9 protein-coding genes are annotated in these 6354 nt (G+C 73.9%); 5 read left to right on the forward strand and 4 right to left on the reverse strand.

Annotated features, from left to right (window positions below):
* The first annotated feature begins 7 nt into the window (after positions 1–7).
* Entirely contained in the window at positions 8–232 is a 225-nt protein-coding gene (locus ACWEPX_RS21120; protein WP_451898913.1) for a hypothetical protein, read from the forward strand.
* 13 nt (positions 233–245) lie between these two features.
* Here ACWEPX_RS21120 and ACWEPX_RS21125 read toward each other — a convergent pair whose 3' ends face one another.
* Positions 246–554: an STAS domain-containing protein gene (locus ACWEPX_RS21125; RefSeq protein WP_451898914.1), complete on the reverse strand. Its 309-nt coding sequence runs from the start codon at positions 552–554 to the stop codon at positions 246–248.
* A gap of 150 nt (positions 555–704) precedes the next feature.
* Between ACWEPX_RS21125 and ACWEPX_RS21130 the strand changes: the two genes are divergently transcribed.
* The 3 genes from ACWEPX_RS21130 to ACWEPX_RS21140 are packed head-to-tail and all read left to right on the forward strand — an operon-like array spanning position 705 to position 3639.
* A complete protein-coding gene (locus ACWEPX_RS21130) occupies positions 705–2264 on the forward strand; it encodes a SpoIIE family protein phosphatase (protein WP_451898915.1) in 1560 nt (519 codons plus the stop codon).
* A complete protein-coding gene (locus ACWEPX_RS21135) occupies positions 2261–3292 on the forward strand; it encodes a cobalamin B12-binding domain-containing protein (protein ID WP_451898916.1) in 1032 nt (343 codons plus the stop codon). The genes ACWEPX_RS21130 and ACWEPX_RS21135 overlap by 4 nt, the downstream gene beginning before the upstream one ends.
* A complete protein-coding gene (locus tag ACWEPX_RS21140; RefSeq protein WP_451898917.1) occupies positions 3289–3639 on the forward strand; it encodes an STAS domain-containing protein in 351 nt (116 codons plus the stop codon). Before ACWEPX_RS21135 ends, ACWEPX_RS21140 begins: the two co-directional genes overlap by 4 nt.
* Positions 3640–3828: 189 nt before the next feature.
* Here the strand turns inward: ACWEPX_RS21140 and ACWEPX_RS21145 are convergent, their stop codons facing one another.
* The gene (locus ACWEPX_RS21145) at positions 3829–4170 is read right to left on the reverse strand and encodes a hypothetical protein (RefSeq protein WP_451898918.1); all 342 of its coding nucleotides are present in this window, start codon (positions 4168–4170) and stop codon (positions 3829–3831) included.
* A gap of 90 nt (positions 4171–4260) precedes the next feature.
* On the opposite strand from ACWEPX_RS21145, the gene ACWEPX_RS21150 reads away from it, so the two are divergent.
* The gene (locus ACWEPX_RS21150; protein WP_451898919.1) at positions 4261–4737 is read left to right on the forward strand and encodes a TspO/MBR family protein; all 477 of its coding nucleotides are present in this window, start codon (positions 4261–4263) and stop codon (positions 4735–4737) included.
* A 56-nt stretch (positions 4738–4793) separates the two neighbouring features.
* Here ACWEPX_RS21150 and ACWEPX_RS21155 read toward each other — a convergent pair whose 3' ends face one another.
* A complete protein-coding gene (locus ACWEPX_RS21155; protein ID WP_451898920.1) occupies positions 4794–4991 on the reverse strand; it encodes an MbtH family protein in 198 nt (65 codons plus the stop codon).
* Positions 4992–5000: 9 nt separating this feature from the next.
* The gene (locus tag ACWEPX_RS21160; RefSeq protein WP_451898921.1) at positions 5001–6233 is read right to left on the reverse strand and encodes an MFS transporter; all 1233 of its coding nucleotides are present in this window, start codon (positions 6231–6233) and stop codon (positions 5001–5003) included.
* Positions 6234–6354: the final 121 nt, after the last annotated feature.

Raw genomic sequence — 6354 nt, forward strand, 5'->3', positions numbered from 1 at the left:
CATCCCGATGACTCGACGGACGCCGGTCGCGGTGGCCCTGGAAGCCATCGTCCTGATGGGCAGGCGCCTGCGCAGCATGCCTGCCAGGTTGCGCCCCGGCCGCACCGCCCGGCCCTCCCGCCGCCGCCGCCGCGCCCGCCGGCTCGCGCGCCGACGCCGCGCCGGCCCGACCGGCGCCTACGCGGGCCGCGGGACCGCCCGCCGCCGCGATGCCCGCCGGGCTGGTCCCTGACCGCCCGCTGCGGTCAGGTGGCGCTTTCCGGGAACAGCGCCGCGGTGTCGGTGATTTCCAGAACGCGGTTCACCGCCCGGCTGCGGCCGGAGAGCACGACCAGTTTGCCCGAGCGCGTGGCGGTTTTGTGGAGTTCCAGCAGCAGGTGCAGCCCGGCGGAGTCGCAGAATGCGATCCCGGTGGCGTCGATGTCCAGGACGCTGCTCGCCTCGGCCAGCGCGGTCGTCAGCTCGGCCAGGGCCGCGGGGGCGGTGAGCAGGTCCAGTTCGCCGCTCATGGTGGCGGACCGGCCGTTCGGGATCGTCTTGATCTGCAGGTCCACCGTCGGGTGTTGGCTCACGTCGTTCCGCTCCGCTGCGCTGTTTCCGGCTCACTCTAACCCGCGTCGCTTGCTGCCCAGGGAAGTCCCGATTAGGTTGTTGTTATCAAGCAAACACAAGGTGAGCGGCCTCACCATACGCAGCACCCGAAAATGGCGCGGACGACCGATCTGTGGTCCTCCGCGCCCTACCCGGCGCTGGTCGCCGACGCCGCGGGGACGGTCGTGATGGTGAACACGGCGGCCGCGGCGCTCTTCCCCGGGTTGACCGCGGGGTCCCCGGTCCCGGACTGGCTCGTCGACGGGCACGGCCTGCTGGGCGAGCGCGGTTTCCGCGCCCGCGCCACCCCGCTGCCCACCGGCGAGGTCGTCTGGTGGCTGGACGAGGACACCGACCTGCGGCTGGCCGAAGCGGCGCTGAGCGTCGAGCGCGAGCGCACCGCCTTCCTCGTCGAGGCGTCCAACGTCCTGCTGTCCTCGCTCAACCTCGACCGGTGCATGCGCGCCACCGTCGAACTGGCCGCGCGCAGGCTGGCCGACGCCGCCGTGCTGGTCGGGCCGGCCACCGGGCCCCGGCTCCAGGTGGCCTACTGCGGCCCGGACGGCGCCTTCGGCACGCGCGCGGTCGACGCCGACGCCGCCGCGGTCGCCGGGCTGAGCGAGGCGCTGCAGGGCTTCCCCCCGGTGCCCTCCCGCTGGATCGACCCGGCCGCGCTGCCGGAGTGGCTGATGCCCGCGGGCCTCACCGGGCCGGTCGGCTCGGTGGTGATCACCCCGCTGCCCGGCCACGGCGTCCCGGCCGGGGCGCTGGTGCTGCTGCGGGCCAGCGACCAGCGGGCGTTCACCGACACCGAGGAGGTCTTCGCCCGCCTCTTCGCCGCCCGGGCGGGCGCGGCGCTGTCGGCGGCGCGGCTCTACGCGAACCAGGCCGACATCACCGGCACCCTGATGCGGGCGCTGCTGCCGCCCCGGCTGCACCACGTCGACGGGGTGGAGTTCGCAGGCGGCTACCGCGCCTCCGACAACAGCGACCTCGTCGGCGGCGACTTCTACGACGTGCACCCGCACGCCGGACCCGACGGGGAGACCCTGGTCGTGCTCGGCGACGTGTGCGGCAAGGGCCTCTCGGCCGCGGTGCTCACCGGCAAGATCCGCAACACCCTGCACGCCCTGACCTCCCTGGCGGACGACCACCAGCGCGTGCTCGAACTGCTCAACTCGACCCTCCTCGACGTCGAGCAGACCCGGTTCGCCACCCTGGTGCTGGCTTCGGTGGTCCGCACCGGCAGGCAGGTCGAGCTGCGCCTGACCAGCGCCGGGCACCCAAGGCCGCTGATCGTGCGAGCAGATGGGGATGTGGTGGAGGCGGACACCAGCGGGACGCTGATCGGGGTGCTGCCGACCGTCCGGTCGACCACCGCGAAGGTCGACCTCGCCCCCGGCGAGACCTGCCTGCTCTACACCGACGGCGTGATCGAGGCCCGGGGCGGGCCGCTGGGCGATGAGCTCTTCGGCGAGGAGCGGCTGCGGGCCGCGCTGGCCGACTGCGCCGGGCTGCCTGCCGAGGCCGTGGTCGAGCGGGTCCAGATGCTCGTCACCGGCTGGATCGGGCCGCGGCGGCACGACGACATCGCCCTGGTCGCCATCACCGCGCCGCGGCGGGCCCACCTGAGCGCCGTCGACGGCCACACCCGGGGGAGGTTCACCGCATGACCAGCGCACCTGCGACCACCTCACCCGCCGCGGTCGATGTGCCCGCGTTGCGGGAACGCCTCTGGGAGGCGGCGCTGGCGGGGGACGAGTACGCGGCGGTGGACGCCCTCTTCGCCGCCGTCGACGCCGGGCTCGACCCGGAGGCGGCGCTGCTGGAGGTGATCGCCCCCGTCCAGGCCCGGGTGGGCGTGGAGTGGGCGGCCAACCGGATCTCCGTCGCGGGCGAGCACGCCGCGACCGCGATCAATGACCGGGTGATCGCCGCGCTGGCCCACCACCCGGCCGCCCGGCGCGCGCCCGACCGCGGCGCGGTCGCCGTGGCCTGCGTCGACGGCGAGTGGCACGCCCTGCCCGCCCGGCTGCTGGCCGAGGTGCTGCGGCTGCGCGGCTGGCGGGTCGACTTCCTCGGCGCCCAGGTGCCGACCCCGCACCTCATCACCCACCTGCACCAGCGCGGGCCGGAGGCGGTCGCGCTGTCGGTGTCCATCCCCACCCGGTTACCGGCGGCGCACGCCGCGATCACCGCCTGCCAGGCCACCGGCGTGCCGGTCATCGCGGGCGGGCCCGCGTTCGGGTCCGACGGCCGCTACGCCCGGCTGCTCGGCGCCGACGGCTGGGCCCCGGACGCCCGCGCCGCGGCCGACCAGCTCGCCGCGGGCGTCGCCCCGCCCGCCCCCGGCGTCGCCCACCAGCCCGTCGACGTCCTCCCCCACCTGGTCGACCAGGAGTACACGCTGGTCACCCGATCGGCTCCCCAGCTGGTCAGGCACACCATCGGCGCGCTGCCCGACTCCGACCCGGACGAGCTGGCCAGGCTGGTCGACTTCCTCGCCAGCGCGCTCTACGTGGATGATGAAGCGCTCCTCACCGAGCACGTCGCGTGGAGCGCAACTATCCTGGGGGCTCGCGAGTCCCCCACCACCGGCTTGGCGTCCGCGCTCGACCTGCTCGCGGCCCAGCTCACCGACTTCCCGCGCGCCACGCGCATGTTGACCGCTGCCCGCCACACCCTGGACGACCCCGCGTGACAGAATTCTCCCTCACCACCGAAACCAGCCCGACCAGCGCCCGCATCCACATCGCGGGCGCGCTGGACTACCTGACCACCGACCAGCTCGTCGCCGCCGCGTCCCGGCTTATCGCCGAGCCCGGCCGCACCCACCTCGGCCTCGACTTCACCGCCTTGACCTGGTGCGATTCGATGGGCCTTGCCGGTCTGCTGCAGATCCACCGGCGCGCGACCACTGCCGGGGTGCGCCTGGATCTGGACAACCGGCCGCTGATGCTCGACCGCATCCTCGCCCTCACCGCCACCCTGGACTACCTGACCGCCCACCAGGCCGACGGCGGTGAGCAGACCGGACCGACCGGCTGACCTTCGGCGATCGAGGTTTAGCCGTCGCGCGCGGTGGGGAAGTCCCCGGCGTCAGCCGAGGAGGGGATGGTTCGCCGTGAGCGTCCACACGCCGATCTACGACGAGCTGCTCGCGCAGTTCCCGGATGCCGTCACGCAGGCGCAGCCCGCCGACGACGCCGAGCCCGAGGCGGAGCCGGTGGCCGAACGCTAGCGCTCGCCGAACCGGGCCGCGAGGTCGCGCAGCTGCGCCACGGCCTGGGCGAGCTGGGTGGCGCTGACGTCCACCCCCGGCAGCCCCGGGGTGCGGCCCAGGCGCTCGAACTGGTCGGCGAAGCGCAGGTACTCCTGCTCCGCGTGCTCGCGGCAGGGTAGGCAGGTGACGCTCTCCGGCCGCGGCGAGGTCATCGCGTAGGGCACCTGGAGCCCGCAGCCGGTGGTGACCGAGGTCGGCGCGTCCGTCGCGCGGCCCAGGGTCGAGGAGATCAGGTTGCGGATGGTGGTGCCGGACTCCAGCACCTTCCGCTCGACGTGGATGTGCGGGTCGGTCATCTGCGCCACGCCTCCCGTCCGCGTCTGCTCATGCCAGGCTACTGCTCCCGCAGGTCTGCGGGCAGGCTCGGCGGCGCCTACGGTGGGGTGATGACCGCTTCGGTGCCGCGCCCCCGCCAGATCGCAGGCTTGATCGGCTTCGGGGCGGCCGTCGCCGTCGTCGCGGTGGTGGGCTCGCTCGCCGCGGTGTCGTCCTCGTCGACCTACCAGGAGTTGCGGCTGCCTGCGTGGGCACCGCCGTCGTGGCTGTTCGGGCCGGTGTGGACGGCGTTGTACGTGCTGATCGCGATCTCGGGCTGGTTGGTGTGGCGCAAGCACGGGTTCACGGGGTCGCTGGTCCTGTACGCGGTGCAACTGGTCCTCAACGCCGCGTGGACGCCGCTGTTCTTCGCCGCCCGGGCCTACGGCTGGGCGCTGGTCGACATCGTGGCCTTGTTGATCGTCATCGCCGTCCTGCTGGTGGCGTTCTACCGCAAGCACCGGGTCGCCGCGTTCCTGCTCATCCCGTACTTGGCCTGGGTCGCCTTCGCCACCGCGCTGAACGCGAGCATCGTCGCCATGAACTGATCCGCTTGTCCACAATGGACGTAAAGGGGCGCCCCCGGAGGAGGCGCCCCTTCGGGTCAGACGCGGTCCATGTGCTCGCGCAGGCTGCGGGGGCGCATGTCGGTCCACACCTCGTCCACGTGCTTGCTGCACTCCTCGCGGGTGCCGGTCGTGCCCTCGAACCGCCAGCCCGCCGGGATGTCGAGGTGTGCGGGCCACAGCGAGTACTGCTCCTCGTCGTTGACCAGCACGCGGTAGGTGGTGTCGTCGTCCATCGGGTTCTCCTATCTCGGGGTGGGGAATCCGCGCAGGGCGGGGGTGGCCGCGAGGGCCAGCACCGCGGTGGCCGCCGCGCAGAGCAGCGCGGCGGTCGCCGGGGTCGTCGTGTCGGCGAGCAGGCCGCCGGTCGCCGGGCCGGTGACGGCGGCCAGGCCCAAGGCGACGGTGACGGTGGCGGCCATCCGGCCGCGCAGCTCATCCGGGGTGTTCAAGAGTTGGTAGGTGGTGATGGCGGTGCTCGCGGTGGGGGCCAGGAACGCTGCCGCCGCTAGTAGACCGCCGATGGCGTAGGTGTTGTCGATCAGGCTCACCAGCGGCATGAGGCCCGCGATGGCCCACATCGTGCCCACGACCGCCATGCGCGGTGCGAGCACCCGGCACAGCCGCGGTGCGGCCAGCGCACCGACGACGCCACCTGCCCCCAGCAGGGCCGCCATCAACCCCACCTCGGCAGGCGGCGCGCCCGCCCGCACGACCAAGGCGAGCGTGACCAGGTAGAACGCCTGGAACAGGAAGTTCAGCCCGACGACGCAGCCGGTGACCGCGCGCATCGTCCGGTTCTGCCACACGAACCGCAGCCCGGCGGCCAGCTCGCGGCGGAAGGGCGCGCGGGTGGTGGGCTGGCGGGCGGGCACGCGCAGGAACAGCAGCAGGACGAAGGACGCGGCGTGGGCCAGGGCTTGCGTCCCGAACGGCGCCCACTGCCGCAGGGCGTAGAGCACCCCGCCTGCGGCGTTGCCCGCGAGCATGCCCAGCGAGCCGCGGGCGGCGTTCATCGCCACCGCGGTCGAGAGCTGGTCGGCGGGGACGAGGGCGGGCAGGGTCGCGGCCTCGGCGGGCTCGAACACCGCCCGGCACCCGCCGAGCACCGCGGCCAGCGCCATCAACACCGGCACCGTCGCAACCCCCGCCCACACCACGGCGGCCATCCCCGCCGCAGCCACCGCCTGCACGGCCTCGCACACCACCAGCACCCGCCGCCGATCCCACCGATCCACCAGCACCCCCGCGGGCACCCCCACCGCGAGCTGCGCCCCGGCATACGCCGCCACCACCACCCCCGACGCGACCGCCGACCCGGTCACCGCCAGCACCAACACCGGCAACGCCACGCCCGCCGCGCCGATTCCCACCTCAGCCAACGCCTGCCCGGACCAGAGCAACCGGTAATCCCGGTTGCGCGCCAACGACCCCTTGGCCCGCGCCACCACACCGCTGTCATTCCGGGAGGCCGTCATCGGACGCCCCCGGGGAAGCGGAAGGACGTGCGGACAGGGGACGCCTCGGGCCTGGTGGAGCGCGGTGTCGGCTGCTTCCCGTACCCCGATGGGTAGGGGAGGTTGGCAGGGGTTGGGGTGG

This window comes from Actinokineospora sp. NPDC004072, from assembly GCF_053604195.1.

Coding starts and splice junctions, on each gene's coding strand:
- ACWEPX_RS21160 (WP_451898921.1), bottom strand. CDS start 6,233: ATGACGGCCTCCCGGAATGACAGCGGTGTGGTGGCGCGGGCCAAGGGG.
- ACWEPX_RS21120 (WP_451898913.1), top strand. CDS start 8: ATGACTCGACGGACGCCGGTCGCGGTGGCCCTGGAAGCCATCGTCCTG.
- ACWEPX_RS21135 (WP_451898916.1), top strand. CDS start 2,261: ATGACCAGCGCACCTGCGACCACCTCACCCGCCGCGGTCGATGTGCCC.
- ACWEPX_RS21155 (WP_451898920.1), bottom strand. CDS start 4,991: ATGGACGACGACACCACCTACCGCGTGCTGGTCAACGACGAGGAGCAG.
- ACWEPX_RS21130 (WP_451898915.1), top strand. CDS start 705: ATGGCGCGGACGACCGATCTGTGGTCCTCCGCGCCCTACCCGGCGCTG.
- ACWEPX_RS21150 (WP_451898919.1), top strand. CDS start 4,261: ATGACCGCTTCGGTGCCGCGCCCCCGCCAGATCGCAGGCTTGATCGGC.
- ACWEPX_RS21145 (WP_451898918.1), bottom strand. CDS start 4,170: ATGACCGACCCGCACATCCACGTCGAGCGGAAGGTGCTGGAGTCCGGC.